Below are 15891 nucleotides of genomic sequence, written 5' to 3' on the forward strand. Positions count from 1 at the left end.
GCTTTGGGCTTAATCATTGCGGTCAGATTTCCCCTGATTTGGCATAGTGTCGCCCTCCTGATGAAGAGCGCTGAACTTCAAGCGATGGGAGCATACGCCTGGAGTAAAGCATCGCGAGCCATGGATGGCCCGCGCTGAGCATGCCATGGATGGCGTTTTTGCGTCTTTACGGAGGGCGTATGCTCCCTGAGCAGACGCTAATCCTATGCCGCCTCACTCGCCCGTGATGCAGGCTGAGGGGCTTTCTCCGGCACCGGTACTGCCAGTGCCTCCGGCTCAAACTCATCAACGTTAATTGACCGCAGACGACTGGCTTCAGCACGCTGCAACACATCCGCCTCTTTAGCATCAATCCAGGCCTGCTCCAGCGCACGCTTCGCCAGCGCGTCCAGCCGGGTAAAGGAGAGGTGCTGCTTCGTCTGTTTGCACAGCCTGTCATGAATCACTTCTGCCGCCATCACATCCTGCAACGCCTGTTCCAGCTGACCGGCAGGGTTGTGCTCGCTCGGCGTCAGGTACATGCCACGGCCCAGACGGCTACGGGTAGCTGACGGCTGTTGCAGCATTTTTGCCAGTTGATGATCCAGGCGATCAGATGGCGCAGGGCAGTGATGACCGCCAGCAAAAATGGTCATCCGCAATGCGCCCGCCACCAGACGGTTGGGGAAGTTACGCAGCAGATCGTCGATAGCCACTTCCGCCTGATGCAGCGCATCCTGCACGCCCCAGTGAACCAGCGGCAGATCGGCTTCGTTACGGCCTTCATCGTCATAGCGTTTCAGCGTCGCGGAAGCGAGATAGAGCTGGCTCAGCACATCGCCCAGACGCGCCGAGATACGCTCGCGACGTTTCAGGCTGCCGCCCAGTACCGCCATCGACACATCAGAGAGCAACGCCAGATTGGCACTGATGCGGTTCAGGTGCTGGTAATAACGGCGGGTGCCATCGCGGGTCGGGCTGGCGCTGGTACGTCCGGCGGTTAAGCCCAGCCACAGACTGCGCAGGGTGCTGCTGCCCACATAACCGATATGGCTGAACAGCGCGTGATCAAACGCGTTCACATCGTTGCTGGCGGCGGCTGCCATCTCCTGCAGCACATAAGGATGGCAGCGAATCGCGCCCTGTCCGAAGATAATCATGCTGCGGGTCAGAATGTTAGCGCCTTCCACCGTGATAGCGATCGGTGCGCCCTGATAGGCACGGGCCAGGAAGTTGCTGTTGCCGAGCATGATGCCTTTACCGCCCGCAATATCCATGGCGTCGATAATGGCGCGCTGGCCGCGATGGGTGCAGTGATATTTCACAATCGCCGACAGCACCGCCGGTTTTTCACCCTGCATAATCCCGGCGGTAATCAGCGTGGCCGCCGCATCCATCACGTAAGCGTTACCGGCGATGCGCGCCAGCGGCTCTTCAATCCCTTCCATCTTACCGATTGAAACCCGGAACTGACGGCGGATATGGGCATACGCACCTGTCGCCAGCGCCACACTTTTCAGGCTGCCGGTTGAGTTCGAAGGCAGCGTAATGCCGCGGCCCACTGACAGACACTCCACCAGCATCCGCCAGCCCTGTCCGGCCATTTCCGGCCCGCCGATAATATAGTCAATCGGTACAAAGATATTATTGCCGCGCGTTGGGCCGTTCTGGAATGGTACGTTAAGCGGGAAGTGGCGATGGCCAATTTCCACGCCGGGGGTATTCGTTGGGATCAGCGCACAGGTAATGCCAGGATTCTCGTTGTCGCTGAGCAGATGCTCCGGGTCAGAGAGTTTAAACGCCAGGCCCAGCACGGTGGCGATCGGTGCCAGCGTGATGTAGCGCTTGTTCCAGGTCAGGCGCATGCCCAGCACCTGCTGACCCTTCCATTCACCCATGCAGACGACGCCGGTATCGGGGATTGCGCCGGCATCTGAACCCGCTTCCGGGCTGGTCAGCGCAAAGCAGGGGATCTCATCGCCGCGTGCCAGCCGCGGTAAATAGTGATTTTTCTGCTCTTCGGTGCCGTAATGCTGCAGCAATTCGCCCGGACCCAGTGAGTTAGGCACGCCCACGGTAATCGCCAGAATCCCGGAGACGCCAGACAGTTTTTGCAACACACAGGCCTGCGCATAGGCGGAGAAATCGAGTCCGCCATACTCTTTCTTAATGATCATCGCGAAGAAACGATGCTCTTTCAGATAGGCCCAGAGTTCCGGCGGCATATCGGCCAGCTCGTGGGTGATCTGGAAATCGTTAGCCATGCGGCACGCTTCTTCGACCGGGCCATCAAGAAAAGCCTGCTCTTCGGCGGTGAGGCGCGGCTGTGGATAGTTGTGCAGCTTCTGCCAGTCCGGTTTGCCCTGGAACAGATCGCCTTCCCACCAGGTGGTGCCCGCATCAATCGCTTCTTTCTCGGTGCGCGACATCGGCGGCATCACCTTCTGGAAGCGCTGAAAGATCGGTTTTGAAAACAGGCTGCGGCGCAGTGACGGCAGGTTAAATGGCAGCAGGACGATCGCCAGCGGCAGCAGCAGCCACGGCGTCCAGAGGTGAGCAACAGCCATCGCGGCAGTCCACAGCAACAGGATTGCGCTGCTGAGCCGTAACGACAGGCGGTGATAGAACAGAGCGCCAATCAGCGCCAGCGTGGCAAATATTGAAACAATTATCATGATGAACCGCTCCAGGAAGTAAGAGGTCTGACCTGTTGTGTAGAGAGGTTTAGAGTAGTTGGCGGGATTTATCAATTTGTTTACATCGCAATTACAACCTGCCTCACAAAAACCGTTTTTAGCCCATTTTTGCATCAACTGTGGCAATGTTAATCGCCGCCACTGCCTGGCCGGACATGGCATGACGCTTTGCGCTGACCGGCCATTCCGTTAAACTTGCTGCGATTAACCTCTCCTAAAAAAGGACATCCCTATGTACCAGGACATCATCCGCTCTGAGCTTAATGAAGCTGCTGATACGCTGACAAAATTCCTCAGCGATGACGCCAATATTCATGCGATCCAACGTGCTGCGGTGCTGCTGGCTGACAGCTTCAAGGCGGGCGGCAAGGTGCTTTCCTGCGGTAACGGCGGTTCACATTGTGATGCCATGCACTTCGCCGAAGAGCTGACCGGTCGCTACCGTGAAAATCGTCCTGGCTATCCGGCGATTGCCATCTCAGATGTCAGCCATCTCTCCTGCGTCAGTAATGACTTTGGTTATGACTATGTCTTTTCGCGCTATGTGGAAGCGGTAGGACGACCAGGCGATGTGTTGCTGGGCCTCTCAACCTCCGGGAACTCTGCCAATATTATTAAAGCGATTGAAGCTGCACGTGCGCAGGGGATGAAAGTGATCACCCTGACCGGTAAAGATGGCGGTAAGATGGCAGGCAGTGCCGATATTGAAATCCGCGTGCCACACTTTGGTTATGCCGATCGCATTCAGGAGATCCACATTAAAGTGATCCATATCCTGATGCTGCTGATCGAAAAAGAGATGGTGAAGTAACAGCGTGGGCCTCCCGCCTGACGGGAGGCCTCAAAATCAGAGGTGGTGGCTATGTGCGAATTGCTCGGGATGAGCGCCAATGTTCCCACGGATATCTGTTTCAGCTTTACCGGACTGGTTCAGCGTGGCGGTGGAACCGGGCCTCACAAAGATGGCTGGGGCATTACCTTTTACGAAGATAAAGGTTGTCGTACGTTTAAAGATCCGCTGCCGAGCTTTAACTCGCCGATTGCGCGTCTGGTGCAGGAGTATCCGATCAAATCGCATTCGGTGGTGGCGCACATCCGCCAGGCGAATCGCGGACAGGTGTCGCTGGAAAACACCCATCCGTTTACCCGCGAGCTGTGGGGGCGAAACTGGACCTATGCGCACAACGGTCAGCTTAAGGGCTATCGTCAGCTGGAGACCGGTACATTCCGGCCGGTGGGTGAAACGGACAGTGAGAAGGCGTTCTGCTGGATCCTGCATCAGCTGGCGACGCGCTATCCACGCACGCCGGGCAACTGGCCTGCGGTGTTTCGTTTTATCGGAGAGCTGGCCGGTTCGTTGCGGCAGAAGGGCGTGTTTAACATGCTGTTGTCAGATGGCCGCTATCTGATGGCCTTCTGCTCCACCAACCTGTTCTGGATCACCCGCCGGGCACCGTTTGGCCGGGCGCAATTACTGGATCAGGATGTGGAGGTTGATTTTCAGCAGCACACCACGCCGCATGACGTGGTGACGGTGATTGCTACGCAGCCACTGACGGCCAATGAAACCTGGCAGCGGATTGCGCCAGGTGAATGGGCGTTATTCTGCCTTGGAGAGCGCCAGGAATGAACGTGAAGCGGCTTCGGGACTGGCTAACACCGGTGCCGGGCTGCTGTTCATCACATATTTCCCGCTGGTAACATTGACCATCGGCGGCTGGTGATATTTCGCAAAGTACGCATAGCCCGGCTGCAACTGCTGCCAGAAACTGGCGTCGCTGGAGTAGCGGTGACGCTGCATGTTGCTGTCGGTCATGCGGAACGGATAGATGCTGATGCCAACATCCTGCTGACCGTTACGCAGCGCCGCGTTCACATAGGTAAAAATCTCATCCATATAGGCGTTGGTCATGGCATAGCAGCCAATTGACTTACAGTCGCCATGAATCATCAGGTAGTTGCCGCTATACCCCTGATTACGATCGTACTGATTCGGGAAGCCGATGTTGATCGCGCGATAAAAGCGGCTATCCGGCTTCAGCTGATTCAGCTTCACGTTGTAAAAACCTTCCGGGCTTTTGAAATCGCCTTCACGACGTTTCGGGCCGAGGCCGCCAGAAAAGTTACAGATGCGATAGGTATCCAGCAGGCGGAATTCGTTACCGATTTTGCCGTAGAGTTCGAGCGTGCGTTCTTCCTTGAAGATCTGGATGTAGACCGGGGTGCCGAGTAACTGCTTTTTTAATTCTTTGCTGACCGGTGCCGCTGAGACGGGTTCGGGTGTCATTGCCATGCTGAGGGCTGGCAGTAAAATCATCGCAAACAGGAGTGCGATTTTGCCCATGCTGTGTATACCTTGAGGTGAAGAGAACATGACGCAAAATGTGCGTCTTTGTTTGCATTATCGGAACTGTCCGCTACCGCAGCGCAACATTAAACATTGTCTGTTTTTTTAGCAAGACGCCGACAGCCAGATTCGCGATTTAATGAAAGATATTCGGCCACAAATTTGTAAACTTTAATTGTGGGCCCGACAAATATTGCAGTTACCCCTGCCAACTGTATACTTATCCAGTGCCGGAGGGGGTATGCGTAAAATCATTCATGTCGATATGGACTGCTTCTATGCCGCGGTGGAGATGCGTGATAATCCCCAGCTGCGCGATATCCCGATCGCCATTGGCGGCAGCCGCGAACGCCGTGGCGTGATCAGCACTGCTAACTATCCGGCCCGCAAATTTGGCGTGCGCAGTGCGATGCCAACCGGCATGGCCCTCAAGTTATGCCCGCATCTGCGCCTGCTGCCAGGTCGTTTCGACGCCTACAAAGAAGCCTCCGCACAGATTCGCGACATTTTTACCCGCTACACACCGCTGATTGAACCGCTCTCACTCGATGAAGCCTATCTGGATGTCACCGACAGTCCGCACTGTCACGGCTCCGCCACGCTGATGGCGCAGGAAATCCGTGCGACCATCTTCCGTGAAACCGGGCTTACCGCGTCAGCGGGTATCGCGCCAATTAAGTTTCTGGCGAAGATCGCCTCGGACCTGAATAAGCCGGACGGACAGTATGTAATTACCCCGCAGGAGATGGCCGGTTTTCTGCTGTCCCTGCCGCTGGCGAAAATTCCCGGTGTCGGCAAGGTCTCGGCCAAAAAGCTGGAGGAGATGGGGCTGGTCACCTGTGGCGACGTACAGAAGGCTGATTTAGCGCTGCTGCTGAAGCGCTTTGGTAAGTTTGGCCGGGTGCTGTGGGAACGCAGCAACGGCATTGATGATCGTGAGGTGATCGTCGAGCGCGAGCGTAAATCACTGGGGGTGGAACGCACGCTGGCGGAAGATATCAGCGACTGGGACGCCTGCCTGGAGATTATCGACTTTCTCTATGCTGAACTGGATCGCCGGCTGACGCAGATTCGACCGGACAAGCAGGTGGCGCGGCAGGGCGTGAAACTGAAGTTCAGCGATTTTCAGCAGACGACCCAGGAGCATATCTGGCCGGTGCTGAATAAAGAGGACATGATTGCCATCGCCCGGAAAACCTGGGATGAGCGTCGCGCCGGGCGTGGCGTGCGGCTGGTGGGACTGCATGTCACCATGGTGGATCCCCAGCTGCAGCGTCAGCTGCTGCTGGGTCTGTAACGGTCAGCCTCACCAGTCGGCAAGGCTGACGCCGGATTACTTCTTGTATTTCGCCTCAAGGGTCGCAAACCACGGTGCGATGAAATCTTCATTGCCGCCCCAGCCCGGAATGATCTTGTTCAGCGAGGCAACGTTCACCGCGCCAGGCTGACTGTTGAGCTGCTGCTGAGAGATCGACGCGGCTTTAAACTGATACGTCGCTGGCGTCTCTTCACCGGCAATCTTCTTCGCCACCAGACGCATATTCACCGCGCCGATGGTTTTAGGATCGACCGCCACCGTCTGCACCCATGGGCTGTTTTTCTCGCGCATCAGCTGCAAATCCTGGTTCGAGACGTCGATGCTGTAGAGCTTAATCTCGGTACGACCATTCTCCTGCAGCGCCTTGTAAGCACCCTGACTGAACGCATCCCAGGCGCCCCAGATGGCATCGATTTTGCCTTTCGGGTATTTCGCCAGAATCGCGCCAATCTTGTTGGCGGTGTCGCCCTGAACGTCCGTAGAGACGGCGCCAATCGACTCCAGCTGGTGAATGCCCGGATTCTCTTTCAGCAGTTTTTCATACACGACCTGACGGCGTTCCATCGGCGGGAAACCGGCGACCCACAGCTTGACGATGTTCGCCTTACCGTTGAAGTCGTGGATAAGCTGACCTAGCGACAGCTGCGCCAGCGAAGCATCATCCTGCGCAGTGACGGTGACGCCAGGAATCGGGTTATCCACCGGGGTATCAAACACGGACAGCTTAATACCGGCATCGGCAATACGCTTTACCAGTCCGCTGGCGTAGGGTGCTTTGCCGTGCGACAGCACGATGCCGTCATATTTCTGGCTGATCGCCTGATTCACGAAATCCTGAAAGCGCGCATCATCGCCGTTGCTGAGAAAGGTGCTGACCTTAAAGCCCAGCTGGCGACCCTGCTGTATGGCACCGGCAACAAACTGGGTGGTGTTGTCATCGGAGCCAAGGTTGCGGATCACCGCAATACGAATCGGGCCATCATGGCTGGCGATTGCCGCAGGCACCGGGGTGACGGTGTCCGCGAAGGCGGCGCTGGCGTTCAGCAGGCTCAGGGCCAGCAGCGAGAGTGTTATTTTTTGCATTGTTATCAACTCCGGTAAACGCGCCTCAGCGGCGCTGGATATAGGTAATCGCCAGTGCTAACGCCAGCACCAGTCCTTTAATAATGTCCATGGCGTAGTAGGGCACAGAGAGCATCACCAGGCCGTTCTGCAGCACGCCGAGAATGACCGCGCCCACCAGCGTGCCCAGCGCATTGGGCTTGCCTGAGCCCGCGAGGGAAAAGCCGATCCACGCCGCCGCGACCGCATCCATCAGATAGCCGCTACCGGCATTGACCTGCGATGAACCGATACGTGAAGCAAGCAGGATGCCGCCCAGACCGGCGAGCAGTGAGGCGATCACATAAGCCAGCACCCGGTAGCGGGTGGTACGGATGCCCGAGAGGCGCGCCGCTTCCGGATTACCGCCCAGCGCATACATGCGGCGGCCATGCTTAGTCAGAGATAGCGCCAACTGTGCGGCAACGGTCACCACCAGCATAATGATGACGATGGTCGGCACCTGACCCAGCAGGCCAAACGCGGCCGGAATAGTGCCTTCCGCCATATCACCGCTCGGCAGCACCATGTTCTCGGTGATCGACCCGCCAAAGCTGTAGGTCATCGCCACACCCTGAATCACGAAGAGTGTCGCCAGCGTCGCCAGCATGTCGGGGATACGCAGGATCACAATCAGAAAGGCGTTGAACAGCCCGACCAGGGTGCAGAGCGCCAGGGTAATCAGGATTGCGGTCGTGGTGCCGAAGCCGTACCAGACAAACAGCGAAATCACTAACGCATTGGCGAGCGAGGCGGTTGAGCCGACCGACAGATCAAAGCCGCCCACGGTCAGCGAGATGGACACGCCGATCGCAATCACCGTCACAATCGCAATCGATCGCAGAATGTTGATGATGTTGTTGGGCTCAAGGAAGCTGTCGGAAGCCAGGCCAAAGGCGGCGATCAGGATCACCACCGTGAGTAACATGCCCCATTTATAGAGAAAGTCGAACAACTGGTGACGCCATGGCGCGGCCGTCAGGTTCAGGCTGGTTTCTTTGCTGCTCACGCAGGGGTTCCTCCGGTGGAATAGAGCAAAAGCGTCTCTTCGGTGACGTCGCGTGCGGCCAGCGCGGCCACAATACGTCCATCCCAGAGCACGCAAATCCGGTCGCATAAGCCGACCAGTTCAGAAAATTCACCCGACGCGTAGATGATGCCTTTACCCTCGCGCGCCAGGCTGTCGATCAGGGTGAACAGCTCGGTTTTGGCTTTGATATCGACGCCTTTGGTCGGCTCATCGAAAATCAGCACGTCAGCGTTGTTGCGCAGCCATTTGCCAATCGCCACCTTCTGCTGGTTGCCGCCTGAGAGACGCCGCAGTGTCTGTGCCGGGCCGGTGGTGCGCACCTGCAACTGCCGGATAACCTGCTCCGCCCAGCGCCACGCCTGGCGATGCCCGAACAGGCTCCAGCGCGAAAAGCTGTCGTCCGCGCTGACGCTGAGGTTCATCGCCACCGACTCATCGATAAAGATCCCCTCTTTGCGCCGCTCTTCCGGCACCAGCGCCATGCGGCGACTGACCGAGTCGTGCGGCGAGCGCGGCTGCCACGGCTGACCGTGCAGTTCACCGCGACTGACGCGGCTTTTGCTGGCACCAAACAGCGCCTTGCAGAGTTCGGTTTTGCCGGCACCGGCCAGTCCGGCGATGCCCAGAATTTCGCCTTTGTGCAGCCGCAGCGAGATATCCTGCAGCAGCTGCTCATCGTGCAGTCCTTCCACCGCCAGCAGCAGCGGCTGTGTCTGCTGTTCACGGCGGGCCGGGAAGATATCGGTGAGCTGATGGCCCAGCATCTTCTCCACGATCTGCTCGCCGCTCAGCGCCGCCATCGGGCCGGTTTCGATCAACCGGCCATCACGCAGCACCGTCAGCTGGTCGCAGATGGCTTTCAGTTCATGGATGCGGTGAGAGATAAACACTATGCCGATCCCACTGGCCTGCAGACGACGTACCACGGCAAACAGTCGCTCGCTTTCGTGCTGATCCAGCGGGGCAGTGGGTTCATCCAGAATCAGGAAGCGGCAGTGGTGCGACAGCGCCCGCGCCAGCAGAATTTGCTGCTTTTCCGCCAGGGTGCAGCGCTCCACCAGCCGGTTGACGTCCAGTGCCACGTCGAGCTGCGTCAGCAGCGCCCGCGCCTGACGGCGGATCTCACCCCAGCGATAGCGGTGGCCGGGTTCTGCCAGCCGATCCAGCAAAATGTTTTCCGCCACGCTGAGCTGCGGCACCAGCGCCACGTCCACTTCCTGCTGAACCAGATGGATACCCAGCTGTTTTGCATCACGTGGCGTGCGGATGGAGACCGGTTCACCATCCAGCAGGATTTCGCCGCTGTAGTGGCTGTGCGCGCCGGAAAGGATCGCCATCAGGGTAGATTTACCCGCGCCGTTCGCGCCGGTCAGGGCATGAACCGAATGGCCGTCACTGCGGAAATCCACCGACGATAGCGCGGCAAACCCGCCAAAAGCGATGGAGATGTTACGCATCTCAAGGCGGTTTAACCCTGGCATGTCATTACTCTCCTGAAGAATCACTGGCCGCATTTTTTCCTGAACCTTCAGGCGCGGCAACAGCCGAAAGCGCATAAGCTAGCACGAAATCTTATTAGCCATCCAGACATCCGGACATAACGGCGGCTGTGACCAGCGAAGCGCGGGAACGTGGCGGAATAGCGGGGTAAAGCGCGGAAAAGGCAGCGAATTATGCTGGGGATAAGTGACAGGCATAAAAAAACCAGGCCGGAGCCTGGTTTACTTTTTTGTGACAGAATTACTTTTCTGGCACCACATTCAGCAGGGTGGTCAGTAATTTCCAGTAAAGACCCACGCTTTCGATGTGAACCTGCTCATCCGGCGAGTGCGGCCCGGTGATGGTCGGCCCAATCGAGACCATATCCATATCCGGATAAGGCTTTTTGAACAGACCACACTCCAGACCGGCGTGAATCACCTGAATGTTCGGGGTCTTATCAAACAGCGCGATATAGGTCTGACGGGTCAGTGCCATGATGGCGGAGTCCGCATCCGGCTGCCAGCCTGGGTAGCCGCCTTTCGCTTTGGTCTGCGCGCCCGCCAGCTGGCCCAGCGAGGTCAGCATCTGTACCACATAATCGCGGCCGGTGTCGATCAGCGAACGGATCAGGCAGTTGATCTCTGCGTGGTCATCTTCCATCGTCACCACACCGATATTCAGTGAGGTTTCGACCACACCTTTCGCCACGTCTGAATTGCGGATCACGCCGTTTGGCGTGCTGTTCAGCAGATTCAGGAAGCGATCGCGGCTGTCAGTGCTCAGGGCATTACCCTGATGCGCCAGCGGCTCGGTGACCAGTGCGATGTTTGGCTCTTTAACGCCATGCTCGTTTTTGATGGCGCTCAGGAAGTGCGCCGCTGCGGATTTCAGCGCATCCGCTTTGTGACTCTCGACCGCCACAGTAGCAAAGGCTTCACGCGGAATCGCGTTGCGCAGCGTACCGCCGCTGAACGCCAGCAGACGCAGATCCAGTTCAGCCGCGTGTGCCGCCAGGAAGCGTGCCAGCAGTTTGTTGGCGTTGCCGAGGCCCATATGAATGTCGGCACCGGAGTGACCGCCACGCAGTCCCTTCAGCGTCAGCTTCAGGGTCTGGAACTCAGCAGGCACGGCTTCGCGGGTCAGTGGCAGGGTAGAGACGAAGTCGATACCGCCTGCACAACCCATGTAGATCTCACCTTCTTCTTCGGAGTCGGTGTTGATCAGGATTTCAGCCTGCAGCCAGTTGGGTTGCAGACCGAACGCGCCATCCATGCCAGTCTCTTCGGTCATGGTCAGCAGCACTTCCAGCGGGCCATGCGTCAGGCTGTTGTCAGCCAGCACCGCCAGCGCAGAAGCCATACCGATGCCGTTGTCCGCGCCCAGCGTGGTGCCGCGTGCTTTTACCCACTCGCCGTCAATCCAGGGCTGAATCGGGTCTTTGGTGAAGTCATGCACGGTGTCGTTATTTTTCTGCGGCACCATGTCCAGATGCGCCTGCAGCGCAACCGGGGTACGGTTTTCCATGCCTGCGGTGGCGGGCTTACGAATCAGGATGTTGCCGACCTGATCGCGCTCACACCAGAAGCCCTGCTCTTTAGCCCAGCCGGTGATGTAGTTCGCCAGCGCTTCTTCGTGAAAAGAGGGATGGGGAATAGAGCAGATCTTAGCGAAAATATCCCACAGTGGCTGTGGAGAGAGTTGAGACAATTCAGACACGACAGGTCTCCTGTGTCAGTGTACCGGCGAGGCCGGACATCGCGAGTTTCCAGTGAAAAATCGCCGTCAGAGAATCTGACGAGCCAGGCCTGAGAATATCACTGTTTTTTACCGGGTGCGCTCTCAGACGCGCTAAAAAGCCGCAACCAGCGCGCGGGTGCTGGTTTTTAGTGCGTCAACTCCTTATAATCTCGCGCAACCTTTTCCCCGTTGCACATTTTTACGCCACCTCGGTTGGCTGGGATTTCTATTTTATGAGCGAAAAATACGTCGTTACCTGGGACATGCTTCAGATTCATGCCCGTAAACTGGCCCAGCGCCTGCTTCCTGTTGAACAGTGGACAGGCATTATCGCGGTGAGCCGCGGCGGTCTGGTACCGGCTTCGCTGCTGGCACGTGAACTGGGTATCCGCTACGTTGATACCGTCTGCATCTCCAGCTATGACCACGATCATCAGCGCGAAATGAAAGTGCTGAAGCGTGCGGAAGGCGACGGTGAAGGCTTTATCGTGATCGATGACCTGGTGGATACCGGCGGCACCGCTCAGGCGATTCGCGAGATGTACCCGAAAGCGCGTTTCTGCACCATTTTCGCGAAACCCGCTGGTCGCTCACTGGTTGATGATTATATTGTCGATATTCCGCAGGATACCTGGATTGAGCAGCCGTGGGATATGGGCGTGGTCTACATTCCGCCGATTGTAAAAAACTGATTGATACACATCAGACAACGCCCGGTTTTCCGGGCGTTGTGCTTTCTGAGCCTCGCACCCCGAATTGCCGTACAGTACACTTAGCCATCGCCGTTCTGTTGCAGGAGAAGTGAGTATGACGAGCAAAAATCTCAGCGAGGAGCTATTCAAGCCGCGCTTTAAGCATCCTGAAACCTCTTCCCTGGTTCGCCGCCAGCATCACGCTACCCCGGATATCCACTCAGCCCTGGATGGTGACAGCCAGCGTGGCTGGTATCGCATGCTGAACAAGCTGATGTGGACATGGCGCGGCCTGACGCCGCAGGAGATCAGTGAAGTGCTGGCGCGTATTGCCATCAGCAACGTTGAACATACCGATGAGACGCTGCTCGATACGGTAATCGGTTTCCGCAGCGGTAACTGGCATTTTGAATGGTGCAGACAGGCAGGCATCTGGCAGCAGAAAGCGCTGGAGGCGACCGACGACAGCGAGGCGGGTGACTACTGGCTGCACGCGGCGCACCTCTATAGCGTTGCCGCTTATCCCTATATAAAAGGCGATGAGCTGGCTGACCAGGCACAGACGCTGGCCAATCGTGCCTATGAAGAGGCCACTCAGCGGTTGCCGGGCGAACTGAAATCCCTGACGTTTGCCATAACGGGCGGCAGTCCGGTTAGCGGCTTTCTGCACATACCACCGGATGTCGAAGCGCCTTATCCCACCGTGCTGTTCTGCGGCGCGCTCGACTCGTTACAGAGCGATCATTACCGCCTGTTCCATGACTATCTTGCCCCGCGCGGCATTGCGATGCTGACCATTGATGTGCCGTCGGTGGGTAACTCGGTGAAATGGACGCTGAATCAGGACACCAGTTTTCTGCATCAGCAGGTGTTGCGCGATCTGAAAAACGTGCCCTGGGTTGACCACACCCGCGTGGCGGCGTTTGGTTATCGCTTTGGCGCGAACGTGGCGGTGCGGCTGGCCTATCTGGAATCGCAGCAGCTGCGCGGCGTCGCCTGTCTTGGCCCGATTGTGCATGCGCTGCTGACGCAGACGGCATTGCAGGATGAGATCCCGGATATGTATATGGATATGCTGGCAAGCCGGTTAGGCATGGCGACCACTTCCGACAGCGCGCTGCGCACCGAACTCAATCGTTATTCGCTTAAAACCCAGGGATTGCTGGGCCGCCGGACGCCGACACCGATGCTGTCGGGTTACTGGCAGAACGATCTTTTCAGTCCGGAAGAAGAGAGCAAGCTGATCGCTAACTCGTCGTCAGACGGCAAAGCGCTGCTGATTCCGGTGAAGCCGATGATGGCCAGTTTCGACAAGGCGCTGAATGAGATTTGCGACTGGCTGGAGAAGCGTTTAAAAAGGTAACTGGCAAAATTTACAGTATTTGCTACAACTAGTAGCGGAATTCTTCCGGGCGGCCTTATAAAGGCTTATGACGTAATCGGGCCGCCCGGAAATCAAGGCTGTATAGCGGTCAAAACCTATGGAGAATCAGCATGACGTTACCAAGTGGTCATCCCCGCAGTCGCCTGCTTAAGCGTTTTACCGAGCTTGGGCCTTATATTCGCGATGGGAAATGTGGCGAAACCCGCTTCTTCTTCGACTGTCTGGCTGCCTGCGTCAATGTGAAACCGGCACCGGAACTGCGTGAGTTCTGGGGCTGGTGGATGGAGCTGGAAGCGCAGGCTGACCACTTTACCTATGTCTACCATATTGGTCTGTTCGATAAAGAGGGCGACTGGTCGGTGGCAAACATCAAAGGTAAAGAGAACACGGCACGTGTGGAAGAGACCTTACGGAATTTCCATACCCGCCTGAAAGCGATGCTGAAGGAGTTAGAGCTGGATCTTATCCCGGCCAGCGACTTCGATGAGAAACCGGTGAAGCTGAGTGCTTGATTAGGTAGTTCAGTAAAATAAAGACGAAAAAAATGGCGAGTTTAAAAACTCGCCATTTTTGTTGAAGTCTGGCCCGCTGTTAGATCGCGTTTTCGCAGAGAACACGGTCAGATCGGAAAGACGCAAAAGCCGCCATCCATGGCACGCTCTGCTCACGCGATTACGCACCTCATCCCTGAGGTGCGTCCGTAAACGGGCCAACGCTTTGCGTTGTTCAAAAACGCTCCCGGCGTTTTTGTCCGTGGCGTGGGACGCTTTCCTCTTCTGACCGTGTTCCCTGCGTGTTGAATTTATGCGTTGCTGCCAGATCCAAATCCGCCCGGTTTTCGAGCCTCAAATCAGAACTGGTAAGTCACACCCATTGCCACAATGTCGTCGTTGTTGATCGACAGCGCGTTGTCATCATCCAGCTGGTTGATTTTGTAATCCACGAAGGCGGACATGTTTTTGTTGAAGTAGTAGGTTGCACCCACATCGATATATTTCACCAGATCTGCATCACCGATACCGTTTTCAATATCTTTGCCTTTGGTCTGCACATAGCCAATAGAAGGACGCAGGCCGAAATCAAACTGATACTGCGCCACCAGTTCGATGTTCTGCGCTTTGTTGGCTGCGCCCGCGACGGCAGCGCCGGTATTACGGTTGGTGCCGCTGATTGGCGTCATGTTGCGGGTATCGGTGTAAATCGCCGCCAGGTAAACGCTGTTGGCATCATACTTCACCCCTGCGCCCCAGGAATCTGCGCGGTCACCGCCGCCATAGGCGCGCGCCTGCTGCTGGTTGGTGCGGTCAGATGAGGTGATGGCACTCATCAGGCTCACGCCGCTATCACCCAGCGCATAGCCCAGTGAAGCACCGTAGCCGTCGCCGTTCTGGCGGTTAATGTCAGTACGGCTGTTGGCGCTGGTGGCGTCGTTCTTGCCCTGATACTGCAGCGCAAATTTCAGGCCATCGACCAGACCAAAGAAGTTGTTGTTGCGGTAAGTGGCGACGCCGGTGGCGCGCTGGGTCATAAAGTTATCGGAACGGGCCGTGCCGTCCCCACCGAATTCCGGGAACACGTCGGTCCAGGCTTCAACGTCATACAGCACGCCATAGTTACGGCCATAATCCACCGAACCATACTGCGAGAATTTCAGGCCAGCAAAACCCAGGCGGGTCTTGTTGCCGTTATTGGCGTCGCTGCCTTCAGAGTTATTAACGTTGTACTGATATTCCCACTGACCGTAACCGGTCATCAGGTCATTAATCTGCGTCTGGCCTTTAAAGCCGATACGGGTATAAGACTTGTCACCGTCTGCGCTGGCATTATCGCTGATGTAGTGCTCAGCTTTAACTTTGCCGTATAAATCCAGTTTGTTGCCGTCTTTGTTATAGATTTCGGCAGCGTGCGCGGCAGAAGCCAGCGTCAGCGTGGAGACGATCATGGCCAGTGTGCTTTTCTTCATTTGCTATCAATCCCAATGTGAACGCCGTAAAAAAACGAAAGTTTTTGTAAAACACCGACTTTTTACCCGTCCGTGATGAACTTTTTATGACACTTTTCCGGATTTCTTGTTAATGATGAACTTTTGGTCTACCGCCTTGTCCGCGTAAATTCGTGCTTTTCC

13 protein-coding genes are annotated in these 15891 nt (G+C 56.8%); 6 read left to right on the forward strand and 7 right to left on the reverse strand.

What is annotated here, in order from left to right; all coding sequences use genetic code 11:
* Positions 1-203: 203 nt before the first annotated feature.
* Positions 204-2654, reverse strand: coding sequence for an acyl-CoA dehydrogenase FadE (gene fadE / locus AC6I8E_RS03925; RefSeq protein ID WP_497824454.1), 2451 nt, complete (start codon positions 2652-2654; stop codon positions 204-206).
* 253 nt (positions 2655-2907) lie between these two features.
* Between fadE and lpcA the strand changes: the two genes are divergently transcribed.
* Entirely contained in the window at positions 2908-3486 is a 579-nt protein-coding gene (gene lpcA / locus AC6I8E_RS03930; RefSeq protein ID WP_013356896.1) for a D-sedoheptulose 7-phosphate isomerase, read from the forward strand.
* A gap of 51 nt (positions 3487-3537) precedes the next feature.
* The gene (locus AC6I8E_RS03935) at positions 3538-4305 is read left to right on the forward strand and encodes a class II glutamine amidotransferase (RefSeq protein WP_013356897.1); all 768 of its coding nucleotides are present in this window, start codon (positions 3538-3540) and stop codon (positions 4303-4305) included.
* Here AC6I8E_RS03935 and dpaA read toward each other — a convergent pair.
* Complete coding sequence (dpaA, locus tag AC6I8E_RS03940; RefSeq protein ID WP_033781979.1) at positions 4276-5019, reverse strand: peptidoglycan meso-diaminopimelic acid protein amidase; 744 nt, start codon at positions 5017-5019, stop codon at positions 4276-4278. The genes AC6I8E_RS03935 and dpaA overlap by 30 nt on opposite strands.
* Positions 5020-5263: 244 nt before the next feature.
* On the opposite strand from dpaA, the gene dinB reads away from it, so the two are divergent.
* Positions 5264-6319 (forward strand): DNA polymerase IV, encoded by a 1056-nt coding sequence (gene dinB / locus AC6I8E_RS03945; RefSeq protein WP_497824455.1) that lies wholly within the window; start codon positions 5264-5266, stop codon positions 6317-6319.
* 36 nt (positions 6320-6355) lie between these two features.
* Here dinB and AC6I8E_RS03950 read toward each other — a convergent pair whose 3' ends face one another.
* From AC6I8E_RS03950 to pepD, 4 genes are all read right to left on the reverse strand, one after another.
* Entirely contained in the window at positions 6356-7423 is a 1068-nt protein-coding gene (locus tag AC6I8E_RS03950; protein ID WP_098051390.1) for a sugar ABC transporter substrate-binding protein, read from the reverse strand.
* 25 nt (positions 7424-7448) lie between these two features.
* A complete protein-coding gene (locus AC6I8E_RS03955) occupies positions 7449-8450 on the reverse strand; it encodes an ABC transporter permease (RefSeq protein WP_033731686.1) in 1002 nt (333 codons plus the stop codon).
* Positions 8447-9952 (reverse strand): sugar ABC transporter ATP-binding protein, encoded by a 1506-nt coding sequence (locus AC6I8E_RS03960; protein WP_497824456.1) that lies wholly within the window; start codon positions 9950-9952, stop codon positions 8447-8449. Before AC6I8E_RS03960 ends, AC6I8E_RS03955 begins: the two co-directional genes overlap by 4 nt.
* 259 nt (positions 9953-10211) lie before the next feature.
* Entirely contained in the window at positions 10212-11669 is a 1458-nt protein-coding gene (pepD, locus tag AC6I8E_RS03965) for a beta-Ala-His dipeptidase (protein WP_013356903.1), read from the reverse strand.
* A gap of 254 nt (positions 11670-11923) precedes the next feature.
* On the opposite strand from pepD, the gene gpt reads away from it, so the two are divergent.
* From gpt to crl, 3 genes are all read left to right on the forward strand, one after another.
* A complete protein-coding gene (gene gpt, locus AC6I8E_RS03970; protein ID WP_003851171.1) occupies positions 11924-12382 on the forward strand; it encodes a xanthine phosphoribosyltransferase in 459 nt (152 codons plus the stop codon).
* A gap of 115 nt (positions 12383-12497) precedes the next feature.
* A complete protein-coding gene (gene frsA, locus AC6I8E_RS03975; RefSeq protein WP_497824457.1) occupies positions 12498-13745 on the forward strand; it encodes an esterase FrsA in 1248 nt (415 codons plus the stop codon).
* A 131-nt stretch (positions 13746-13876) separates the two neighbouring features.
* Positions 13877-14278 (forward strand): sigma factor-binding protein Crl, encoded by a 402-nt coding sequence (gene crl, locus AC6I8E_RS03980; RefSeq protein WP_013356906.1) that lies wholly within the window; start codon positions 13877-13879, stop codon positions 14276-14278.
* 338 nt (positions 14279-14616) lie between these two features.
* Here the strand turns inward: crl and ompC are convergent, their stop codons facing one another.
* Entirely contained in the window at positions 14617-15729 is a 1113-nt protein-coding gene (gene ompC / locus AC6I8E_RS03985; protein ID WP_013356907.1) for a porin OmpC, read from the reverse strand.
* Positions 15730-15891 lie beyond the last annotated feature (162 nt).

Source organism: Pantoea sp. X-Soil-YNGN-785, from assembly GCF_059730585.1.